Genomic DNA, 20,469 nt, shown 5'->3' on the forward strand with positions numbered 1-20,469 from the left:
ATTCCGGTTGAGCCCATCCATTAGGTTTGGTTCAAGCTCTTTCAGAGCGCCATTGGGTCGTCGCCAAGCGGTAAGGCAGCGGTTTTTGGTACCGCCATTCCTAGGTTCGAATCCTAGCGACCCAGTTTTGATCCATGTCTTTCGCTCCCCCTGCTGCGACTGGCTTTTGGGCTAGATCTGGCCCCTTGATCGTCTTTGATTTCGACGGGGTGTTGATGGATGGCATGCCCGAATACTGGTGGTCGGCCCGGGCGGCGGCCCTGCAGCTGGCTCCAGAGCTGGTGCTCCCCGAGCAGGCACCGGCAGGTTTCACCAGCTTGCGGCCCCTGATTCATAAGGGTTGGGAGATGGTGCTGATGGCAGCGGAGCTGGGCCGCCCGGATCTCAATCTGGAGGAGTTGCTGGCCGATTACGACGGGGCCTTACCTGCCGCTCTGGCCCGTTGGGGGTGGCAGCCGGAGCGGCTGCAGCGCCAGCTCGAGCAGGTCCGCAATGCCGCCATCGCTGAAGCGCCTGCTGCCTGGCTTTCCCGCCACAGGCTTTACCCGGGGGTGAAGGAGCGATTACAGCGCTTGGGGCAGGAAGGGGCCGACTGGATGGTGCTAACCACAAAGGGCGCCGCTTTTGCGGCCAGGCTGTTGGCGGCTGCGGCTCTAGAGCCTTCCGCCCTTTATGGCCACGAGCACGGCAGCAAGCCCGAGGTGCTGCACCAGCTGCTGGATCATGGGCGCCCGCTCTGGTTTGTCGAAGACCGACGCCCCACGCTGGCAACGGTGCGGGCCGATTCCCGCTTGGCATCGGTCCGTTGTTTTTTGGTGAGTTGGGGGTACTTGGCTCCCCAGGACGCCGAGGCTTTGCCTGCTGACATCGGCTGGCTGACGCCGGAGCTATTTGCTGCCCCCCTGGCGCAATGGCCCCAGTGAGCTAGAGTACGCTCGTACTATAAGCAATTGATACGCCGGCCCGCTTTAGGGGCACTTGCTGCTTAGAGGTCGCAGGATGGCCGTCTTCGGGTTTGCCTGGAGATCGTGCCTGCGGGTCATGCCGATTTACGGCTCGCTCCCCGCCCTGCTTTGCGTCTTTGCGGCCTGTTTCTTCGCATTTGATTGCTGTTATGCCCACTACCCCTAACTCCCCCTCCAGCTCTTCCGTGCCCCCTGCTTCCCGCGCCTCAGCCAGTTCTGCTTCGGCTTCTGCCTCTTCTGCGGCTACCACCTCTTCAGCTACTAATTCTTCAGCTACTGCCTCTTCCGCTAATAGTTCGACTGCCGATAGCCGGGCAGCAGCTGAGCGCGACAAGGCCTTGGGGCTTGTCCTGAATCAGATCGAGCGCAATTTCGGCAAGGGTTCGATCATGCGCCTAGGGGATGCGTCCCGCATGCGGGTGGAAACCATCGGCACCGGGGCCCTCACCCTGGATCTGGCCCTGGGTGGGGGCTATCCCAAAGGCCGCGTAGTTGAGGTCTATGGGCCGGAGAGTTCCGGTAAGACCACCCTCACGCTGCATGCCATTGCCGAGGTGCAGAAGCGAGGTGGTGTGGCCGCTTTTGTGGATGCGGAGCATGCCCTCGACCCCGTCTATGCAGCGGCCCTTGGCGTTGACATTGAAAACCTGCTGGTCTCCCAACCGGATACCGGTGAGATGGCCTTGGAGATCGTCGACCAGCTGGTGCGTTCAGCGGCCGTGGACATCGTGGTGATCGACTCGGTGGCGGCCTTGACCCCCCGCGCTGAAATTGAAGGTGAAATGGGCGACTTGGCGGTGGGTGCCCAGGCTCGCCTGATGAGCCAGGCCATGCGCAAGATCACCGGCAACATCGGTAAATCCGGCTGCACCGTGATCTTCCTCAACCAGCTGCGCCAAAAGATCGGCGTCACCTATGGCAATCCGGAAACCACCACCGGTGGTAATGCCCTCAAGTTTTATGCATCGGTGCGCTTGGACATTCGCCGGATTCAGACCCTCAAGCGGGGCACCGAGGAGTACGGCATCCGGGCCAAGGTGAAGGTGGCAAAAAACAAAGTCGCCCCGCCCTTCCGGATCGCCGAATTCGACATCCTGTTTGGCCGTGGCATCAGCACCCTGGGCTGTTTGCTCGACCTGGCCGAGGAGACCGGTGTGGTGATCCGCAAAGGTGCCTGGTACAGCTACGAGGGCGACAACATTGGTCAGGGCCGGGACAACACGATCACCTGGTTGGAGCAAAACCCAGCCCAGGCTGAGGTGATTGAGCAACTCACTCGGCAAAAGCTGAAGGAGGGCTCAGAGGTCACCGCAAATTCCATGAAGCCCCTCGCCGCGGCGGCTAAGGCGGCTGTTGCAGCATCAGGGCTCGCTGAAGCGGGCGATGGCCTCGAAGAGTTGCTGGTGGCTAGCTGAGCGGCTTGTCCCAGCTCAAGGGAGTGTGAATGCTCCCTTGAGCTGGTTGGGGTTAGGCAGGTTGGCTGGGGATTGAGCTCGCGATCCCTTTGCTGCCACGGGGCTTTGGAGCACCTGGGCGACTCGCTGTAACTCCTGGATGGCTTCGGCTCCTTCCAGCTTCACCAGTTCATGGCCATCGCGGGATTCCACCCAGCTGATGCCGAAATCGGAAACTAAAAACCGCACCATGTGGTTCGCGTCGAGGTTGGCGACGAAGGAGGCTCCGTGACCATCCCGGCCATCACCGCAGACGTAGCAGGTGGCAGCAATGCTCCGGTCTTGAAGGCTTTTGGCGAGAGCCTGAAGACTCATCACCAGGTCGTGAACCACAGATCTGTACTGCTCGGCTAAGCGTGGGAACACGACGACCCGGCGGATTCAAAAAGATCCTAATCTTTTCTTCAGAATTTCGCGGGTCAGCCGTCGGACAGGTTCCACCAGCCGGCTGCGGGTCCGACAAAACGCACCGTCAGCCAGAACAGCACCAGGGCGCCGATGCCTATCCAGGCCCCTTTGGTGGTGAGGGTGACGAAGCGATCAGCCTGGTTGCGCGTCAGGGGCAGCCAGGCTGCGACGCGTGGCGAGGTGTCAATTTCTTTGGGCCGTTTCGGCTTAACCAGCTTGGGTGGCAGACCCTGAATGCTGCGACGCTTGGCTTCCCCCATGGCCTCCACTACTTAGATGGTGAAGTCAGGATCCCACGTCAGTGAGGCAGTAGGCGGGTGAGGTTGATCCAGGGTTCCAGGGCCGCAAGCACCTGGCGGCCCCAGCTCCGCCCCCGCAGCCGCCCATCCAGTACGGCCAGCCGGCCAGCGCCCTCGCGCCTCAGCCCCGCTACACCGAGCTGCAAACGGGTGAGGGCATCTGGCAACAGGCCCTCTCGGAACCAATCGCGGCCCCCTTGGCGTAATGCCATTACTCGCGCAGCGGTGAGGGGATCTTCGAGGCTGGCGATCGGCAGCAGGGCGATCACGATCTGGCTTGGCAGTGGCAGCCGGGCCTGCTGTTCGAGCCACCAGCACCAGCGTGCACAAATCACCCCATTGCCTTCGGGCGCGGTGCTCTCGTGCACTACTCGACTGCCGAATTCCGCTGCCAGCCCACTGGTCAGTCCTAATCGCAGGGCGTCGTCATCGATCAGCACGACCGTTAGCCCAGCTTGGCCAAGGATCAGGCGCCGGCTTTGCTCGAGCAGGTGCTGTCCGTAGTTCGGGCTATTCGGCAGCGGTTGGAGCAGCGGCGCAAATAGGGGCAGGGGGTCGGCAAGGGGCGCATCGCCGAGATTCAGCTCCACAACCGGCTGCAGCCCCAATTCACTCCCCGGCGCAAGTTGGCCCAGCAGCACCGCACCCCGCCGCTCCAGCAGGCCGCGCAGCACCGCCAAGGGCTCGAGGGGGTGGCGGTGCAGTTGCCATTGCAGCAGTTGGGGATTCAGCTGGGCCCAGCTGGTCCAGCCGGCGCCCTTGGCGGCCAGCCAGTCGGGCCATGGCGCGGGTAGGGGGCTTAGCAGCTGTAGTAGATGGCGCAGGGGGGCTTCGTCGTCTGGGGCCAGTGCCACCAGCTGGTTGGGACGGTGGGGGGCGCTGAGCACCCGGCGATTGAGCCGTTGGTGCAGGCTCAGCAGGCTGGACTCGGCCGCGGGCTGGGCCCGCCGCAGTTGGTCCCAGTGCTGGGGCGTGACCACCACCTCCAGGGCTTGGCGCAGCAGGGTGTCGAGCTGTTCCGCCTCCGGGATCACCAGTTGGCGCTCCCCCAGCCACCCCTTTTGCCAGGCCGCTACCAGCTGTTGATGGTTAAGCAACCAGACGCGGGCATCTTCTGGTGCTCGGTCGCCCTCGAAGCAGGGCAGGGCCATGCTTGGTTCGGCCTTTGCCAGCCTGGGCAGCTCCACCTGTAGCAGCCGTTGGCGTTGGGCCTCGCCCACCACTATTGCCAGGGGGCACTCGCTCAGGGCAAGGGGTACCAGCAGGCTGATCCACCAGCTTGGTTCGCTGCCTGGGGCTAGTCGCACCAGGGTGTGGTCGCTGCGGCGCAGGCTGCGGGCCACCAAGCGGCTGAGGCTGAGGTGGTGGGGCCAGGGAGCACTGCCCTCCTGGCGCAATAGGTCTTTGAGTTGCTGATGGGCGCGGGCTTCGAGCATTCCCAGCCAACCAACAGGTCAAAAGCGTAGGAAGCTGGCGGCATGGCTCCTGCGCCCCGATGACTCCCGATTCCTTGCCCAGCCTCCAGGCTCGTGCTCACAGCACTGCCAATCCGTGGCGGCAGGGGCCCGTGGGGATCGTGGGCTTGGGATTGATTGGCGGCTCCTTGGGGCTGGATCTGCAGCACCAAGGCGTGGAGGTGCGTGCCTTAGTGCACCGTGAGGCCACCGCCGAGCGAGCCCGGCAGCGGCTCCTGGCCACCGAGGTGGGCACCAACCCCGCCGTGCTGGCCGGCTGCAGCCTGGTGGTGTTGGCCCTGCCCCTAGACCGGCTGCTGGAGCCGCCGCAGGAGTTGGTGGCGGCGTTGCCATCCCAGGCGGTGATCACCGACGTGGGTTCGGTGAAGGCGCCGGTGCTGGAGCTCTGGCAGGGCCTGCATCCCCGTTTTGTCGCTAGTCATCCGATGGCCGGTACGGCTGAGGCGGGGGTGGAGGCGGGGCAGCACGGGTTATTTCACGGGCGCCCTTGGGTGGCGACCCCCGCTGCCGCTACCGATCCGCAGGCGCTGGCGTTGGTTCAGGGCTTGGCCCAGGCTGTGGGGGCCCACTGGCTCAGTTGCGGCGCCGCTGAGCACGACCAAGCGGTGGCGCTGATCTCACACCTGCCGGTTTTGGTGGGTGCCGCCCTGCTGCATACGGCTGATCGGGCTGGCGCTGCGGGCGCCGGGGATCTAGCTGGTTTAGTGCGCGCCCTGGCTTCGAGCGGCTTTGCCGACACCAGCCGGGTGGGCGGCGGCAATCCGGAGTTGGGCACCCTGATGGCCCGCTGCAACCGCGAGGCTCTATTAGTGGCGCTGGCGGTCTACCGGCAGCAGCTGGAAGCCCTCGAGCAGCAGGTGAGCCAGGGGGATTGGCAGGGCTTGCGGCAGGAGCTCGATCGCAGCCAGGAGTTGCGGCCGCAGTTTCTCTGATCCCCCTGACATGGCTAGGTGCTCAGTCCGCGCTGAGGCTCAGCGTCTGGCCCCGCTCTGCCAGCAGCTGCCGGCAGGCCATCAGGGCTGAGAGGCCCACGGCGGCGGTGCCCTCTCCAGGGTGAATCGAATCACCGCACAGCCACAGGCCCGGCAGAGGGGTGCGGCTGGCTAGGCCGAAGGGCCCGAAGCGGCTGGGGTGCTGTCCCAGGCCGCCCACAAAGCCAAAGGGCCGCCCGGTCCAGCGCTCAAAACCCCGGGGTGTGGCCAGCTCAGCGTGGCGCCACTGTGCTGGGCAGATGCCCAGCAGCGACTCCAACCCCCGCTGCATGGCGGCCAGCGATTCGGCCTTGGCTTGGTCGTAGGCGGTGGGTTCGAGGCCAAACCAGGGTTTCGCTGGTGTGAAAACGCTGGCGATCACCGTGGCCAGGCCCACCGGCGCCCGGCCGTCGCCCTCGTGGCTCACCGACACAAACAAGGTGCCCGGATCGGCCCAATCGAGTTGTAGGTGGCTGGGGCAGTTGGCAGGCAGCAATGTTCGCTCAATGGCACCGTAAAAAACCAATGCCCCAGATGGATCGCTCAAATCTTCTATCCGGCTGCGGTAGCCCGCAGGTAGCTGCTGCCCGAGCAGAGCGGGCAGGCTTTGCACCGGTATGGCCAGCACCACATTGGTAGCGCTCAAGCTGAACGCCTGCCCCTTGCCGGCCCCCCCTAGCTGCTCGCCCTGCAACCTCCAGCCCGCTCTGCCGGGCCCGCCTCCAGGCTCGTTGTTGCGCTGCAGGGCTTTCACCCGATGCCGCATTCGCAGCTGGCCGCCGCCGGCAGCCAGGGCCTGCTCAAGCTGCTGGCTGAGCACCTGCATTGAGCCCTGCAGGTGCCAGAGCCCCAGCGGTGCCTGGCCCATGGCCAGCACGGTGGCGCCATAGAGGGCGGCGGTGCGATCGGCGGGCTCCTGGGAGTAGAGGCGTAGCTGCAGATCGAGGAAGCGGCGCAGGCGCGGGTCGCCGCCGCAGCCCGTGAGCGCCAGCAGATCGGCCACCGTGGCGCCGGCCAGCAGGCCGCTGGCCAGGTTGGCGGGGCGCAGGGCCGGCAGCAGCTGGCGCAGATCCCAGAGGGTGCGCGGTGGTAGCACCGGATCGCGGCCAGCGAAGGCCCAGTTGGCCTGGTGCAGGACGGCGCACAGTTGCCAGAAGCGGCCGCTGCCGGGAAACTGCTGCTCCCGCTCGGCGGCCCAGCGCTCCGGATCGCGCCAGATCCGCACCGGCGGCTGGCCATCGGCCAGATCCACCACGCAGGCCGGATCCAGGGGGGTGGCCTGCGGTAATGGCAGAGCGAAGTGGGCCAGCAGGCGCTGGTGGCTGCCGCCAGGTTCCAGGCCAGCGACCTGGGTGGCGCCCACATCAAAGGTGTAGGGGCCGCGGCGGAAGGTGCCGGCGCAGCCGCCGCTCTGCTGGTGGGCTTCCAGCAGTTCCACCGTGAGGCCCTCCCGGGCCAGCAGGGCTGCGGCGGTGAGGCCGGCGATGCCGGCGCCCACCACCACCACATCGAGGCGCTTCTCCATGGCGCCATGCTGGCAACCAGGTGCGCGGGCGCGCGATGCAGGCCTGGGTAGAGCAGCAGCTCGGCTGCGCCGTGGTGGCCCAGACGCCTTTGGGGGGTGGTTGTATCCACCAGGCCTGGCGGCTGGAGTTGGCTGATGGTCGCAGCTTGTTTGCCAAGACCAACGCGGCCGCAGCCCTGCCCATGTTTGAGGCGGAGCTAAGCGGCCTGCAGCAGTTGGCACAGCATGCGCCTGCCGCGCTGGTGATTCCAGCGCCCCTGGCATGGGGAGTGGCCGGCGATCTCGCCGTGCTGCTGCTCAGCTGGCTGCAGTTGGCAGGCTCACCTGGCGCCGCAGCTGAAAGTGGTTGGTTTCAATGCGGCCAGGGCTTGGCCCAGCTGCACCGCAGCAGTGCCGGCTCGGCACCAGCCCAGGGCTACGGCGCGGCGGCAGACAACTTCATTGGATCAGCCCCCCAGCCCAACGGCTGGCGCTCCGATTGGGGGGTGTTTTTTGCGGAGTGCCGCTTGGCGCCCCAGCTGGCCTGGGCCGCTAGGCGGGGAGAGCCGCTGCGGGGAGCACGGGAGCTGCTGGAGCTGGTGCCGCTACGGCTAAGCGGCCATCACTGTGAGCCGGTGCTTGTGCACGGGGATCTCTGGTGCGGCAATGCGGGCCTGCTGACCAATGGCTTCAGCACAATTTTCGACCCCGCTTGCTACTGGGGGGATCGGGAGGTGGATATGGCGATGGCCCAGCTATTCGGCGGATTTCCGAAAGCTTTTTTTAGCGGTTACGAAGATGTCTGGCCGCTGGAGCCTGGTGCCAAGGCTCGGGTCGCCCTCTACAACCTGTATCACCTTTTGAATCACGCCAATATATTTGGCGGTGGCTGGGGGCGCCAGGCTCAAGCCAGCATTGATCAGCTGCTAGTAGATAGGAGCTGATTAGCCCAGATATTCCTTGCGGAGGTTCTGGACCTTGGCCACCACGGCACCACGCTTTTCGCTGGTGGTGAGGTTGTGCCAACTCCACTGGCCGACAACCACCAAGCCCAGCAGCTCCAGCAGGCCAGGAACCACGGGCAGCAGGTTTATTGCGTCGAGCACTCCTTTGATCAGGATCTGAGCGACGATCACAGCCAGAATCACGCCGCTGGCTTTGCCGATCCGTCCCATCTGGCTCCAGTCCACCTGGTCCAGGGTGCCGTTCACCTTGGCAAGAATTTCGCTGTAACGCTCACTGAAGCTGGCATCGGCTGCACCGGAGGTGGCGTCAGTCTCCACTTCAGTGGCAGTGCCATGCTCAACCGCGTCGGTGGTGGTATCGCTCATGGACCGGTTGGGAGGCGAATGTTTGGAATGACTCATAAGGTATCGGCGTGTTCTCCCAAGCGCCAGAGCAAATCAGGGCAGATCTGCACCTGCTCACCGTTTTGCGCCCCGTTCTGGCCAGCGCAGAACCGGAGGAGGGTTGTGCCCTGCTGCTTGGTGAACGCTTGGACTTCGACTGGCAACTGCGCCTGGTCTGGCCGTGTTGCAACGTCTGGCCCCAGCCTCAGCAACGCTGCCAGCGCTTTGCGATTGATCCAAGGGAGCAGCTGCAGGCGCAGAAGTGGGGCAGGGCTCAGGGGCTGGAGCTGCTGGGCTCGGCCCACAGCCACCCCACTAGTGGGGCCGTGCCTTCTGGCACCGATCGCAGTCTGTGTGGGATATCCACTTTGATGGTGATCCTCGGGGCCCCAACCCTTGGTGGGGAGTTGGTTGCCTGGTGGCTGCCGGAAGCTCCGGCCGCGCCCCTGCGCCTGCCATGGAGAATGGTGTCCTGATCCAAGAGGCCATGCTTCCTCCCGACACCAGCGGCGTCCAGCTCAGCCCCGATGAGGTTGCTCGCTTTGCCCGGCACCTGATCCTGCCAGAGGTGGGTATGGAGGGGCAAAAGCGGCTCAAGGCAGCTTCTGTTCTGTGCGTGGGCACCGGTGGGCTGGGCTCGCCCCTGCTTCTTTATCTAGCGGCTGCCGGCGTAGGCCGGCTCGGCATCGTCGATTTCGATGTGGTCGACCACTCCAACCTCCAGCGCCAGGTGATCCATGGCACCAGCTGGGTTGGCAAGCCCAAGATTGAATCGGCCAAGGCCCGCATCCTGGAGATCAATCCCCACTGCCAGGTGGATCTCTACGAGACCGCCCTCACCAGCGAAAATGCCCTGGAGATCATTTCCGGCTATGACCTGGTCTGTGACGGCACTGATAACTTCCCCACCCGCTACCTGGTGAACGACGCCTGCGTGCTGCTGGGTAAGCCAAATGTCTACGGCTCGATCTTCCGCTTTGAAGGCCAGGCCACGGTGTTCAACCTCGATGCCGAGAGCCCGAACTACCGCGACCTGTTCCCCGAGCCGCCGCCGCCGGGCATGGTGCCCTCCTGCGCCGAGGGCGGAGTGGTGGGGGTGCTGCCCGGAATCATCGGCGTGATCCAGGCCACCGAGGCGGTGAAGATCATCACCGGCATCGGCACCACCCTCAGCGGCCGCCTGCTCCTGTTCGATGCCCTGGCGATGAAGTTCCGCGAGCTCAAGCTGCGGCCCAACCCCGAGCGCCCGGTGATCGACAAACTTATTGACTATCAAGAGTTTTGCGGCGTTGGCGGCACTGCCCCTGGCCAGGAAGAATCCGGAGCTGTGGAGAGCATCAGCGTGGGCGAGCTCAAAACGCTGCTGGATGGTGACACCAGTGGCCTGGTGCTGATCGACGTGCGCAACCCCCCCGAGGCTGAGATCGCCGTGATTCCCGGCGCTATTTTGATTCCCCTCGATCAGATCGAGAACGGCACGGCCGTAGAACGCATCCAGCAGCTGGCGGCGGGCAAAAGCCTCTACGTCCACTGCAAGCTGGGCGGCCGCAGTGCCAAGGCCCTGATTGCCCTGAAACGCCACGGCATCGAGGGCATCAACGTGGCCGGAGGGATTGACGCCTGGAGCCAGGAAGTTGATCCGAGTGTGATGCGCTACTGAGGCCTGGTCTCAGTAAGTAATCCAGTCTCAGTAGTTCAGCCTCAGTAATCCACGCCGCGTTTGAGATCGACGCCGCGCTCGGCGTAATGCTTGTGGCACACCATCTCGGAGTGCACCGAAGCCAGGTCGAAATAGGCAGGGCGGTTTTTACAGCGGCCGGTGAGGATTACTTCCGTTTCAGCGGGTTTGCGCAGCAGGGTTTGCACGATCGGCTCCACCGGCAGCAACTCCAGATCCACTGTCGGGTTGATCTCATCGAGGATCACCGTTTTGTAGAGGCCGCTAGAGATAGCGGCCCGGGCGATCTCCCAGGCCCGTTCAGCTTCCACGTAGTCGATCGGCTGCTGCTGGCCACGCCACACGATTGCATCGCGACCTGAGCGCAGGTGATCCACCAGGTGGGGATAGCTCTCGCGAAGAGCGGCTATGGCGGCATCTTCGGTATAGCCAGCGCCACCTTTGAGCCACTGCAGAATCAGCACCCGGTGGCTTTTGTCCTGGCTGATGCCACGGCCGATCGCCTGCAGCCCCTTGCCCAGGGCACTGGTGGATTTCCCCTTGCCTTCACCGGTGTAAATCTCGACGCCTTCAAGGCCGCCGGGGCCCTGGTGGGCGCGCATTTCCGAGTGCAGGTCGGCCAGTTGCACCAGCTGGCGGGGCGCACCGCGACCTGTGCAGATCACCTCCATGCCGTCGGGTTTGGCCGCCAGGGTGCGGGCCACATCTTCGACATCAAGCAGGCCCAGATCCAGCACCGGGTTGAGCTCGTCGAGCACCACCACCGAGTAGAGGTCGCTGGCGATGGCCCCTTTGGCAATGTCCCAGCCCCGCTGGGCCTCCTGCCGGTCGAAGCGGGTGGCTTCCTCGGCGCTGAAAAAGTCTCCCCTGCCGGTGCGTACCTGGTCGATCAGGTGGGGAAAGCCCTGTTGCAGGGCTTCGATGGCGGCGTCTTCGTCGTAGGCCCGGCCAGGTCCCTTGAGAAAGCGCAGCAGCAGCACCCGGGTGCGTTTTTGCTCGCAGATACCCAGGCCGATGGTGCGCAGAACCACCCCTAGGGCGGCCTGGCTTTTGCCCTTGCCATCGCCGTCATAGACGTGCAGCTGGCCATGGGAGCGCTCATCGCTGCCGGCCGCCGTACGGATGCCGATACCCCGGCCCGTTCCTCGTTGCGGCGTCTGGGTGCTGCTCATATGGCGATGCTACCGGCGTCATTGGGGTGGGGGTTGCCAATATCTGGGCAGGAGTTTGGTGGCGATGCTGTTTTCCCCGTTGGAGCTGTTGCCGCCGCCGCTGGAGCTGGCGCTGGCTTCGCTGCGTCAGCAGTTGGCGTGCCTAGATCGGCTGGTGCTGGCCTATTCCGGTGGCGTTGATAGTTCCCTAGTAGCTGCCCTCGCCGTGGAGCAACGCGGCGAGGCGGCTTTGGCGATTACGGGTGTGTCTCCGGCCCTAGCCCCCCACCTGCGGGCGGAGGCGGCGGAGCAGGCTCGTTGGCTGCGGATCACCCACCGGGAGATCCCTACGGCGGAGCTGGCAGATCCGTCCTACGCCAGTAATCCTGACCAGCGCTGCTACGCCTGCAAGCGGGAGCTGCACCGGCTGCTGGCGCCGATCGCGGCCGCGGCGGCAGGGGCGACCGTGCTCGATGGCGTCAATGCCGAGGATCTAGATGATCATCGGCCCGGCATTCGGGCCTCAAAGGAATTTGGAGTGCGTTCGCCCCTGGCCGAGGTGGGCCTTGACAAGGCCGGCGTACGCCAAATTTCTCGGTCTCTGGGATTGCCCTGGTGGGACAAGCCTGCCCAGCCGTGTCTGGCTTCGCGCTTTCCCTACGGCGAACCGATCACGGCGGAGCGGCTGGAGCGGGTGGCTGCAGCGGAAGCCTGGTTGTTGGCACGGGGATGGCCCCAGGTGCGCGTGCGCTCCCAGGGCCAGACGGCTCGGATTGAACTGCCTCCCGCCCAATTGGATCGCGCCCTGGGTTTGTGGGCCAAGCCCGAAACCAGGGAGGCGCTGGTGGCGGCCTTCCTGGAAATGGGCTTTAGCGCCGTGGGGCTGGATCTGGAGGGGCTGGTGAGCGGCAAGCTCAACCGAGAACTTGGCTCAGCTAACCGGTGATTAGCCCCCCGAGCTCAGAGGGTCACCGCGGCGGTGAACCCATGCTCCTGCAACGGATCACGCGGGCTATCAGCAATCGACGGCGGCGTCTCGCGGCGGAAGCTGGTGAGCTTGTGGTCGTTGGCTGAAAGCTCGGCGGCGAGTACCGCACAGGCTTTTTCCGGCATCGTGTGATCACCGCAGGTGAACACATCAACCGCCGCGTAGCCCGATTCCGGCCAAGTGTGAATCGAGATATGGGATTCAGCCAGCAAGGCTAATCCCGTAACCCCTTGGGGTTCGAATCGGTGGGTGATCAGGTTGAGGAGGGTGGCACCGGCACGCTTCGCTGCTGCGGTGATGGTGTCCCTCAGGAAGGCTTCGTCGTCGAGCTTGGCGCTGTCGCAGCCATAAAGCTCAAGGATGCAGTGTTTCCCGACCGTTTCGGAAATCTGGCAAGGCAGGGGAGAGGCTGCGGTGGTAGCAGCAGGGGCCTCAGTCCATCCCGGGTTCGGGTGGAGGCAGGGCAGGGTCTGGGTCATCGAATCCGACCAAACAAGCATCCAACCATACGCTGTCAGCCAGGTATTGGGGTCTAGCTGTCCAAGTCAGTTGGCAACTTCGGATCGAGCTTGCCGGCGCGCATCCGCACCACCTGGCTTTCGGCCTGCCAGCCCCCACTGAAGGCTCCCAGGTGGGTGGCACTCACCAGGCACTGGTGACCTTCGCCCACCGCCTCGAGCAGCAATTGTTGCCGCTCCGGGTCTAGTTCGGCGAGCACGTCGTCGAGGAGCAGCAGGGGTGGCTCCCCCAGGACGGAGCCCACAAGCTCGAGCTCAGCCAGCTTGAGGGCCAGTACCAGGGTGCGTTGCTGGCCAGCCGAGCCGTAGCGGCGGGCCGGTTGGCCGGCCAAGGCCAGCTCTAGCTCGTCCCGGTGGGGCCCCACCGTGCATTGGCCCAGCCGCAGTTCCTCCTGGCGTTGAAGCTGTAGTTGCTCAAGCAGGGACTGACGCCAAGGCTCCTCAGCCTCCTCTCCCGCCAAGACAGTGCCGCTTTGGTAATTCAGTTGCAGCTGTTCACGGCCGCCGCTGAGCCGCTCCTGCCAGGCTGCGGCCAGGGGCTCGAGGCGCCGGATCGCTCGGAAGCGGCGCCGGTGTAAGCGGGTGCCGATCACGGCCATTTGCAGATCAAAGGTGTCGAGTAGGGCCAGCAGGCTGGTTCCCCCCAGGCCGCGCCGCAGCAATTGGCTGCGCTGGCGTAGCAGCCGGCCGTAGCGACTCAGCAGGTCGCCGTAGAGAGGCTCGAGCTGCAGCACCACCCGGTCGAGCCACTGACGCCGGCCAGCGGGCTCGCCCCGCACCAGCTCGAGGTCGAGGGCGCTGAAGCCCACGCAGCGCAGCGAACCCAGCAGGTCAAGCTGGCGATCCAGCTGCTTGCCGTTGCGCTGGGCCTGCCTACCGGCACTTCGGCGCAGCTCCAGCTGCAGCTGGTCCCCGCCGCTGGTGAGGGCGCGCACCTGGCCGCTGGCCTCGCCGTGCTGGATCAAATCACGATCGCTACTGGTGCGGTGGGATCGCAGGCAGCCAAGTAATTCCACCGCTTCCAGCAGGTTGGATTTGCCCTCGCCATTGGCCCCGACCACCAGCAGCCGGGGAGCCTCCAGGCTCAGCTCCAGCCGACTGATATTGCGGAAACGCAGCAGCTCCAGGCGATGCAGCCGGATGGGTCTGATGCGGTGTGCGGTTAAGGTAAGTCAGGCAGGGTGCCATTAAGGGCATGTAGCTCAGTTGGATAGAGCATCAGATTCCGGTTCTGAGGGTCGGGGGTTCGAGTCCCTCCATGCTCGTCACCCAACCGCATCCCGCCCCACCTCTCCCCACCGCCGAGGCAGTTAAGGCCCAGGCGGTGGGGTTTTTGCTTAGGAACTGTGGTTTGCGGGCCAAGCCCAGCTTGAAATCAACTCTCCAGCTTGAGATCAATTCTCCAGCTTGAGATCAATTCTCCAGCTTGAGCCCCATGGCGCGGATGCCCCCCGGATCCACGGCAAACCCGTAGCGCTCTAGGGCAGCAAGGGCCTGGGGCGGGGCTGAAAGAGAAATGCTGCACCCCGCCAGCTCCCGGCGCAATCGGCCCAAGGCGGCATGGACAAGCACCGCCAGGATCTCTGCCTCAGCTGGATCGGCAGGATCGGCGCAAAGGTCCCAGAGGTTGGCATTGAGGGCGAGGTCGCTGGTAGCTCTGACAAAACCCACCAGCTGGCCATCGGGGCCCGCCACGCCCAAGTGCCAAACGCTTAGCTCCAGCACCCGCTGCCAGCGCTCAGGCTGCCGGGGCTGATCACCCGCTGCCACCAGCAGCCTGTTGAGGGCTTCGGCACTGGGCAGTAGGCCATCGGCCAGCAGGTGATAACCATCCCTCAGTTGTGGGGCTTGGGGCTGGCTGCGGAACGGGATCAAAAGGGAGTCCAGAGCTGGGCTTATCTAGGTAGGGGCTGAAGGGAATGGACTCAGCCGGTGTTGCGCATGCCCGCCGCGATGCCGTTGATGGTGAGCAGGGCGCCTCGCAGCAGTTCACTGCGGCTATAGGTGCGCCCATCGTCGCTGCTGCTGGCGCTCGTTTCACTCATCGGTGGTTGGCGGTTTTGGTCGCGCAGGCGTCTGAGCAGGGCCACCTGCAGGAAGCCGAGCGGAATGATCGTGCGGTTGCGTAGATCCACCGAGAGCTGCAAGGCAGGATCGCCATCCAGCAGTCGGCTGTGGCCGGTGATCGCCAGCACCAGATCGCGGGTAAGGCCAAATTCGGCAGCGATCGACTGGAAGATTGCTTCAAAGGCCTCGCGGTTTTCGCTGCGGCCCAGGGCCTGGACGTAGTGGTGGGCCAGGTCGAGATCCACCTTGGAGAGGGTCATCTCCACTTTGGAAATCAGCATGCGGAAGAACGGCCAGCGCTGGTAGAGCAACCGCAGTAGCTCCAGCTGACCTGGATCCTGGTCGAGCTCCTCCTGCAGGGCGGCTCCCACCCCAAACCAGCTGGGCAACAGGAAGCGGCTCTGGGTCCAGCCGAATACCCAGGGGATGGCCCGCAGGCTTGAGAGGTCCTTGGCGCCACTCTTGCGGCGGGCCGGGCGGCTGGAGATCTGCAGCTTGCTGATCTCTTCGATTGGGGTCACCTGCTGGAAGAAGGCCACCAGGTCGGGGTTGTCGTGCACCAGGGCCCGGTAGTGGTCGCGGGAGCGGGCCGCCAGTCGGCCCATCAGCTCGTTCCAGCTGGGGGTTTCGTCAACGGGGCTGCTCACCAGGCTGTTCTGCAGCACGGCGGTGGTGACCGTTTCCAGGTTGTAGAGCGCTAGCTCCGGCAGGGAGTATTTGGAGGCCAGCACCTCCCCCTGTTCGGTGATCTTGATGCGGCCGCTGAGGGTGCCACTGGGCTGGGCCAGGATCGCCTGATAGGCGGGCCCACCACCGCGGCCCACCGAGCCGCCCCGGCCGTGGAAGATGCGGAGGGCGACGCCGTGCTCGATGGCCAGACGCTGCAGGGCGATCTGGGCCTTATGGATTTCCCAGTTGCTGGAGAGGAAGCCCGAATCCTTATTGCTGTCGGAGTAGCCCAGCATCACTTCTTGGAGTGGCTGGCCACCGTCACTGCCCAGCAGGGCTAGGTAAAAAGGATGGCGGAACAGGGTGCCCATCACCGCTGGCGCCCTCTGGAGATCCTCCACCGTTTCAAACAGCGGCACCACCAGCAGGCCGGCGCGCTGGGCAAGTGGGTCTACTAGCCCGGCCTCCTTGGCCAGCAGCAGCACCTCCAGCAAATCGGACACCGTGTGACTCATCGAGATCACATAGGTGCGGCAAATACGCGATCCGAATTCCTGCTGCAGCCTCTGCAGCATCCGGAACACGGCGAAGGTTTCGGCTGTGGCGGCACTCCATTTGGCCGTGGGCGGCAGCAGGGGGCGGCGGGTCTGGATTTCGCTGAGCAGCCACTCGACCCGCTGGGCCTCATCCATCTCGCCGTAGGGCACGGCTAACTGCAAGTAGCGGCTGAGTTCGTCGAGGGCATCGCTGTGGCGGGTGCTCTCCTGGCGTATGTCCAGGCTGGCAAGGCAGAAGGCAAAGATCTGGGCCTGGCTGATCAGGTGCTGCAGCGATTCGCAGCTCAGGCCAGTGCGCTCGAGGCTGTCTTGGATTAGTTCCAGGTCGTAGCGGAATTCATCAACCGTGCTGTAGTGCAACTCCTGGGTGGGAGCGGGGGCCATGCTGCCCCCCATCGGCGGCGGTGGGGCGCTGCCATCGCAGGGAGACTCCCAGCCGGCATCGGCCAGTTGCTGGTTGCGTTGGTGGGTGAGCCGCAGCCGCTCCATGGTGTAGCTGAGCTTGAGCCGGTAGGGCTCGAGTCGGTAGCGGGCAGCCCGCTCCTCGTAGATCTCCGGGAAGCGCAGCCGGTCCATTTCCAGCGACTCCAGCAGGGCCGGGCTCACCTGGCTCCACTGCATCGAGATGCTGAGCTGGTCACTGAGCTCGTTCACCGCCTTGAGATAGCGCTCCAGCATCAGCTGGCGTTGGTAGCAGGCGGTGCGCCAGGTGATGTCCGGTGTCACCGAGGGGTTGCCGTCCCGGTCTGATCCCACCCAGGAGCCGAAGGTGCAGAACGAATCCCGTGGCGGTTCCACGTCTGGATAGCTCAGCTTCAGGGCGGCGCGAATGCGATCGCGTAGCTGGGGCATGGCGTCGAAGAGCACCTGCTGGAAGTAGTGCAGGGCGTAGTCGACCTCGTCGAGCACCGTCGGTTTGAACTGGTGTAGTTCGTCGGTGCGCCACCAGAGCCGGATCTCCTCCTCTAGCTGGAGTCTCAGGCCTTGGCGCTCAAGGCAATTGAGGCCGCTGCCCTGCTCCAGTTTCTGGATCAAGGTGGCCACGCGTCGTTGCTTGTGCCGCACCGTATGGCGCACAATTTCGGTGGGGTGGGCGGTGAACACCAGCCGCAGGTCGAGGGTGCGCAGCAACTTCTCCAGCTGGGCTGGCGGCACATTCAGGCTGCGCAGGCGGGCGAACAGCTGGCGAAAGGTGGCCGGGTCGGTCTGGTTGGCCAGGGCCGGCAGGAAGGGATCGCTGGGGCCGTTTTCCTGGTTTTTGAGGCTGTCGAGGTAGGTGTCCTCCTCGATGTGTTGTTCGAGGATGTTGACCAGCTGGAAATAAAGCGAAAAGGCCCTGGCCGCGGCGATTGCTTCGGCCAGATCCATCTCGCGGATCAGCTGCACGATCGCCCCAGTGACATCAGCCTCGTCTGGGTCACTCAGCTGCTTGAGGCGCAGCAGTCGCTCGGCCTGCTCGGGGGGGCACTCGCTGCGCAGCACCGTCTCCCAGAGATCTTCAACTAATTCGAGACGCTCGCCCAGCAGCCGCGTGACCCGCTGGGAAGCCGGTATCGCTTCTATGGCTGCAGCGGGAGTGGGCATGGACTGCCGCATGGGAGCTGAATTGGCGGCGGAGTGATTTTCGATCATCCCAAAGGACCAGGCACCCCGTCTGTGGCGATTGCCTCAAGTAGCTCGGCCTCCTGGCTTGCCATCGCCTCCACGGTCTGGTTGAGCAGGGTCGGGATCGACAGGCCAGCCTGGTGTCCGGCTAGCCAGCTCATGGCCTGGTTGCCCTGGTTAAGGACGCCCTGCAGGGGGGCGAGCACCCGGGTTAGTCCCAGCTCTTCAGCAAGTGGAGCCAGATCTGCCAGCTCCTGAGCAAGCCAGTCTCGGGCCTGGATCGGGGCCCCATTGCGCCAGTGCATCACGGTGGCATCAAGGCTGGAGCGGGCTGCGGCCCGGTCGTTGGCATCGGCGAGGGCGGCTAGCTGGGATGGGTCCAGGCTGCTGGCCTGGAGTGGGTCGTAACGCTCCGGTTCTCGCATCAACTGCTGTAAGCGCAGTTCGGCGAAGGCCGTGATCGCCAAAAGCACGAGTGGATCGGTGACCAGATCGCAAATGCGAATCTCCAGGCGGTTGAGGTCGTGGGGCCGGTTGTCGCCATTGGGCCGCACCGATGTCCAGAGATGGCGCACGTTTTGCATGGTGCCCAAGGCCAGTTGCTCGCCCATCCAGCTGATGTAGTGCTGGTGATCCAGGAACAGGGGCACCTCCGCTGGCGTCAGGGGAAACTGCAGCCAGCGCTGGGAATGGGCAGCGGTTACAACCCCGTCGAGAAAGGGCGAGCTGGCGCTGAGAGCCAGGAGCAGGGACGCTTCGCAGCGCATCAGGCGCAGGCCCGCAAACAGGCTGGTCATTGGCTCGAGGCCGTGGCCTGCGGTGAGCCCCAGATTGATGTGCACACTGGCTGTAACCACCTTGGTGCCGTAGGTGGCCTCGATGTAGCCGTGATACGGATTGGCCGGATCTGAGCGCTCAAAACGCTGGCTGTCCCCCAGGCTCAGCGTGCTGCCGGGCAGCAGGGTGAGCTGGCGGCTGGCGAGCCAGCGGCGCAGCCGTTGGCGGGGCTCGAGCAGCAGTTGCAGTTGCCGGGCGTAGTCGGCATCCGGGGGAGTGATGTATTCGAGGTTGCGGCAATCGGGCTCGGTTACGAACCCCTCGAGGGCGGCCGCAGCCTCGGCGCTGCAGCCCACCACCGTGCCATCGGCACGGCCGGTGTAGAGCTCCACCTCAAAACCTTTAAGCAATAGGGGGGCGCTCATGGCTGGGCCGGCAGCAGGCAGGCCAGGGCTTTGAGCATGCCGCGGGCTTTGTTCAAGGTTTCCTGGTATTCGAGTTCGGGCTTGGAGTCGGCCACTACTCCAGCACCGGCTTGCACCTGCACCCGCCAGCCCCCTTCGGGGTGGGGCAGCACCACCATCGTGCGGATGGTGATAGCGGTGTTGAGTGCGCCAGCCAGGTCAACCCCGCCATACACCCCGGAGTATGGGCCTCGGGCGTCAGGCTCCAGGGCGTGGATCAGCTGCATAGCCCGAATTTTGGGAGCGCCACTGACCGTACCGGCGGGGAAGGAGGCCATCAGCAGGTCCCATACCGTTTGGCCCTCGGCCAGCAGGCCCTCCACCTGGCTCACGATGTGCATCACGTGCGAGTAGCGCTCGATCACCATCAGCTCTCTCACCTTGACGGTGCCTGGCTGGCAGACGCGGCCCAGGTCGTTGCGGCCCAGATCCACCAGCATCACGTGCTCGGCTCGCTCCTTGGGATCAGCCAGCAGCTCCGCCTCCAGGGCCAGGTCTTCGGCCTCATCGGCGCCCCGGGGGCGCGTGCCTGCGATTGGCCGTAAAGAAGCCTTCACTCCCCCTGCGGCCGTTGGTTCTGCCTTCACCATCACCTCCGGACTGGAGCCGATCAGATACCAGCCGCCGAAGTTGAAAAACGCCATGTAGGGCGAGGGATTCACCATCCGCAGGCTGCGGTAGAGCTCGAAGGGATCGCGATCGATGCGGGTTTCCAGCCGCTGGCTGAGCACCAGCTGGAACACGTCGCCAGCTTCGATGTGCCCTTCTCCGCAGCTCACGGCGGCCTCGAAGGCCTCCTGGCCGACGTTGCTGGTGGTCCGCAAATTGGTAGCGATGTCACCGGCAGTGGCGTCGTGCCAGTTCAGGGGGGTGCCGGCTCCGGGCAGGGGGCCGTGCATGCGCTCTTCCAGGCCGGAGATCCGGGCTGCGGCCGCGGCGTAGGCGGCCTGTGGATCCTGGCCGCCACTCAAATCGGCGTAGGCCACTGCGGTGATCTGGCGCTTCACCTGGTCGAACACCAGCAGGCTGTCGGCCAGCATCCAGCAGCCATCAGGTGGTGCACCCTCGGCCGCCGGATGCACCGGCACGCTGGGTTCGATCCAACGGATCAGCTCGTAGCCCCAGAAGCCAAATAGCTGGCCCACCGGTGGCAGACCGGGGATCGGCGGGCTGGACAGGGGCTCTAGGCACTGGCGCAGCAGGTCGAAGGGGTTGCCTTGCAGCCGTTCCTCGGAGCCAGTGCGCCACTGGCGCACACTTTGGTCGCCCCGGCTGGTGAGGGTCCAGAGCGGATCAGACACCACAAAGCTCCAGCGGCCGATGCGCTCACCACCTTCGACCGACTCCAGCAGCACACCATGACTGCTACCCGTTCCGGCCTTCAGCCAGGCGGTGAGAGGGGTTTCCAGATCAGCAGGCCAGCGCTTCCAGAGGGGGATGAAGTTGTGGCCAGCCGCGACTGCCTCGAGAAAAGCCTCTTGGGCTAAGCCATCGCGATCGGGGCTGGGCATCGGACAAGCGGGCAGGCAAAAAAAACGGGGCGCCTGGCCCCGCCTTTATAGGGGTTGGT

The 20,469-nt window shown here is 64.8% G+C and carries 19 protein-coding genes and 2 tRNA genes; 9 read left to right on the forward strand and 12 right to left on the reverse strand.

Annotation, left to right across the window (positions count from 1 at the left end):
* The first annotated feature begins 53 nt into the window (after positions 1-53).
* From KBY99_RS10490 to recA, 3 genes are all read left to right on the forward strand, one after another.
* Positions 54-125 (forward strand) — tRNA-Gln (locus tag KBY99_RS10490).
* Between the two features lie 60 nt (positions 126-185).
* Complete coding sequence (locus KBY99_RS10495; protein WP_396123098.1) at positions 186-923, forward strand: HAD family hydrolase; 738 nt, start codon at positions 186-188, stop codon at positions 921-923.
* A 227-nt stretch (positions 924-1,150) separates the two neighbouring features.
* Positions 1,151-2,380, forward strand: a complete 1,230-nt coding sequence (recA, locus tag KBY99_RS10500) for a recombinase RecA (protein WP_254941841.1) — start codon at positions 1,151-1,153, stop codon at positions 2,378-2,380.
* 15 nt (positions 2,381-2,395) lie between these two features.
* Here the strand turns inward: recA and KBY99_RS10505 are convergent, their stop codons facing one another.
* Genes KBY99_RS10505 through KBY99_RS10515 form a run of 3 tightly spaced genes read right to left on the reverse strand, consistent with a single transcriptional unit; the run spans position 2,396 to position 4,562 of the window.
* Entirely contained in the window at positions 2,396-2,785 is a 390-nt protein-coding gene (locus KBY99_RS10505; protein WP_254998961.1) for a DUF1815 family protein, read from the reverse strand.
* 53 nt (positions 2,786-2,838) lie between these two features.
* Entirely contained in the window at positions 2,839-3,087 is a 249-nt protein-coding gene (locus tag KBY99_RS10510; protein WP_254941839.1) for a DUF2839 domain-containing protein, read from the reverse strand.
* 38 nt (positions 3,088-3,125) lie between these two features.
* A complete protein-coding gene (locus KBY99_RS10515) occupies positions 3,126-4,562 on the reverse strand; it encodes a helicase (protein WP_254998963.1) in 1,437 nt (478 codons plus the stop codon).
* Between the two features lie 59 nt (positions 4,563-4,621).
* Between KBY99_RS10515 and KBY99_RS10520 the strand changes: the two genes are divergently transcribed.
* Positions 4,622-5,533 carry a prephenate/arogenate dehydrogenase gene (locus KBY99_RS10520; RefSeq protein ID WP_254998964.1) on the forward strand — a complete coding sequence of 304 codons (912 nt, stop codon included), beginning with the start codon at positions 4,622-4,624 and terminating at the stop codon, positions 5,531-5,533.
* Positions 5,534-5,555: 22 nt separating this feature from the next.
* Here KBY99_RS10520 and crtD read toward each other — a convergent pair whose 3' ends face one another.
* The gene (crtD, locus tag KBY99_RS10525) at positions 5,556-7,097 is read right to left on the reverse strand and encodes a C-3',4' desaturase CrtD (protein WP_254998965.1); all 1,542 of its coding nucleotides are present in this window, start codon (positions 7,095-7,097) and stop codon (positions 5,556-5,558) included.
* A gap of 35 nt (positions 7,098-7,132) precedes the next feature.
* Between crtD and KBY99_RS10530 the strand changes: the two genes are divergently transcribed.
* On the forward strand, positions 7,133-8,020 hold the full coding sequence (locus KBY99_RS10530; protein ID WP_254998966.1) for a fructosamine kinase family protein: 888 nt from the start codon (positions 7,133-7,135) through the stop codon (positions 8,018-8,020).
* On the opposite strand, the gene KBY99_RS10535 is transcribed toward KBY99_RS10530, so the two are convergent.
* On the reverse strand, positions 8,021-8,407 hold the full coding sequence (locus KBY99_RS10535) for a CAAD domain-containing protein (protein WP_254998967.1): 387 nt from the start codon (positions 8,405-8,407) through the stop codon (positions 8,021-8,023).
* 47 nt (positions 8,408-8,454) lie between these two features.
* Here KBY99_RS10535 and KBY99_RS10540 point away from each other — a divergent pair, with 47 nt between their 5' ends.
* Together KBY99_RS10540 and moeB are read left to right on the forward strand one after the other, a co-directional pair.
* Complete coding sequence (locus KBY99_RS10540) at positions 8,455-8,901, forward strand: M67 family metallopeptidase (protein ID WP_254942606.1); 447 nt, start codon at positions 8,455-8,457, stop codon at positions 8,899-8,901.
* Between the two features lie 11 nt (positions 8,902-8,912).
* Positions 8,913-10,085 carry a molybdopterin-synthase adenylyltransferase MoeB gene (moeB, locus tag KBY99_RS10545; RefSeq protein WP_254998995.1) on the forward strand — a complete coding sequence of 391 codons (1,173 nt, stop codon included), beginning with the start codon at positions 8,913-8,915 and terminating at the stop codon, positions 10,083-10,085.
* A 41-nt stretch (positions 10,086-10,126) separates the two neighbouring features.
* Here the strand turns inward: moeB and KBY99_RS10550 are convergent, their stop codons facing one another.
* Positions 10,127-11,275, reverse strand: coding sequence for a cob(I)yrinic acid a,c-diamide adenosyltransferase (locus KBY99_RS10550; RefSeq protein ID WP_254942608.1), 1,149 nt, complete (start codon positions 11,273-11,275; stop codon positions 10,127-10,129).
* 64 nt (positions 11,276-11,339) lie between these two features.
* Here KBY99_RS10550 and larE point away from each other — a divergent pair, with 64 nt between their 5' ends.
* The gene (larE, locus tag KBY99_RS10555; protein WP_254998968.1) at positions 11,340-12,200 is read left to right on the forward strand and encodes an ATP-dependent sacrificial sulfur transferase LarE; all 861 of its coding nucleotides are present in this window, start codon (positions 11,340-11,342) and stop codon (positions 12,198-12,200) included.
* Positions 12,201-12,214: 14 nt separating this feature from the next.
* Here the strand turns inward: larE and speD are convergent, their stop codons facing one another.
* Positions 12,215-12,721 (reverse strand): adenosylmethionine decarboxylase, encoded by a 507-nt coding sequence (speD, locus tag KBY99_RS10560; RefSeq protein ID WP_254998969.1) that lies wholly within the window; start codon positions 12,719-12,721, stop codon positions 12,215-12,217.
* A 53-nt stretch (positions 12,722-12,774) separates the two neighbouring features.
* A complete protein-coding gene (gene recF / locus KBY99_RS10565; protein WP_254998996.1) occupies positions 12,775-13,887 on the reverse strand; it encodes a DNA replication/repair protein RecF in 1,113 nt (370 codons plus the stop codon).
* Positions 13,888-13,951: 64 nt separating this feature from the next.
* Here recF and KBY99_RS10570 point away from each other — a divergent pair.
* Positions 13,952-14,025: transfer RNA gene (locus tag KBY99_RS10570), tRNA-Arg, on the forward strand.
* 148 nt (positions 14,026-14,173) lie between these two features.
* Here KBY99_RS10570 and KBY99_RS10575 read toward each other — a convergent pair.
* The 4 genes from KBY99_RS10575 to KBY99_RS10590 are packed head-to-tail and all read right to left on the reverse strand — an operon-like array spanning position 14,174 to position 20,410.
* Positions 14,174-14,635: a GNAT family acetyltransferase gene (locus KBY99_RS10575; RefSeq protein WP_106632363.1), complete on the reverse strand. Its 462-nt coding sequence runs from the start codon at positions 14,633-14,635 to the stop codon at positions 14,174-14,176.
* Between the two features lie 50 nt (positions 14,636-14,685).
* Positions 14,686-17,685 carry a phosphoenolpyruvate carboxylase gene (gene ppc, locus KBY99_RS10580; RefSeq protein WP_409996560.1) on the reverse strand — a complete coding sequence of 1,000 codons (3,000 nt, stop codon included), beginning with the start codon at positions 17,683-17,685 and terminating at the stop codon, positions 14,686-14,688.
* A complete protein-coding gene (gshA, locus tag KBY99_RS10585) occupies positions 17,682-18,860 on the reverse strand; it encodes a glutamate--cysteine ligase (protein WP_254998972.1) in 1,179 nt (392 codons plus the stop codon). The genes ppc and gshA overlap by 4 nt, the downstream gene beginning before the upstream one ends.
* The gene (locus KBY99_RS10590) at positions 18,857-20,410 is read right to left on the reverse strand and encodes an anthranilate synthase component I family protein (protein WP_254998975.1); all 1,554 of its coding nucleotides are present in this window, start codon (positions 20,408-20,410) and stop codon (positions 18,857-18,859) included. Before KBY99_RS10590 ends, gshA begins: the two co-directional genes overlap by 4 nt.
* Between the last annotated feature and the right edge of the window lie 59 nt (positions 20,411-20,469).

The sequence above is a fragment of the Cyanobium sp. Maggiore-St4-Cus genome, from assembly GCF_024345615.1.
Lineage (GTDB): Bacteria > Cyanobacteriota > Cyanobacteriia > PCC-6307 > Cyanobiaceae > Cyanobium_A > Cyanobium_A usitatum.

Coding starts and splice junctions, on each gene's coding strand:
- KBY99_RS10510 (WP_254941839.1), bottom strand. CDS start 3,087: ATGGGGGAAGCCAAGCGTCGCAGCATTCAGGGTCTGCCACCCAAGCTG.
- KBY99_RS10515 (WP_254998963.1), bottom strand. CDS start 4,562: ATGCTCGAAGCCCGCGCCCATCAGCAACTCAAAGACCTATTGCGCCAG.
- KBY99_RS10520 (WP_254998964.1), top strand. CDS start 4,622: ATGACTCCCGATTCCTTGCCCAGCCTCCAGGCTCGTGCTCACAGCACT.
- crtD (WP_254998965.1), bottom strand. CDS start 7,097: ATGGAGAAGCGCCTCGATGTGGTGGTGGTGGGCGCCGGCATCGCCGGC.
- KBY99_RS10530 (WP_254998966.1), top strand. CDS start 7,133: ATGCAGGCCTGGGTAGAGCAGCAGCTCGGCTGCGCCGTGGTGGCCCAG.
- KBY99_RS10535 (WP_254998967.1), bottom strand. CDS start 8,407: ATGAGCGATACCACCACCGACGCGGTTGAGCATGGCACTGCCACTGAA.
- moeB (WP_254998995.1), top strand. CDS start 8,913: ATGCTTCCTCCCGACACCAGCGGCGTCCAGCTCAGCCCCGATGAGGTT.
- KBY99_RS10550 (WP_254942608.1), bottom strand. CDS start 11,275: ATGAGCAGCACCCAGACGCCGCAACGAGGAACGGGCCGGGGTATCGGC.
- larE (WP_254998968.1), top strand. CDS start 11,340: ATGCTGTTTTCCCCGTTGGAGCTGTTGCCGCCGCCGCTGGAGCTGGCG.
- speD (WP_254998969.1), bottom strand. CDS start 12,721: ATGACCCAGACCCTGCCCTGCCTCCACCCGAACCCGGGATGGACTGAG.
- ppc (WP_409996560.1), bottom strand. CDS start 17,685: ATGATCGAAAATCACTCCGCCGCCAATTCAGCTCCCATGCGGCAGTCC.
- gshA (WP_254998972.1), bottom strand. CDS start 18,860: ATGAGCGCCCCCCTATTGCTTAAAGGTTTTGAGGTGGAGCTCTACACC.
- KBY99_RS10590 (WP_254998975.1), bottom strand. CDS start 20,410: ATGCCCAGCCCCGATCGCGATGGCTTAGCCCAAGAGGCTTTTCTCGAG.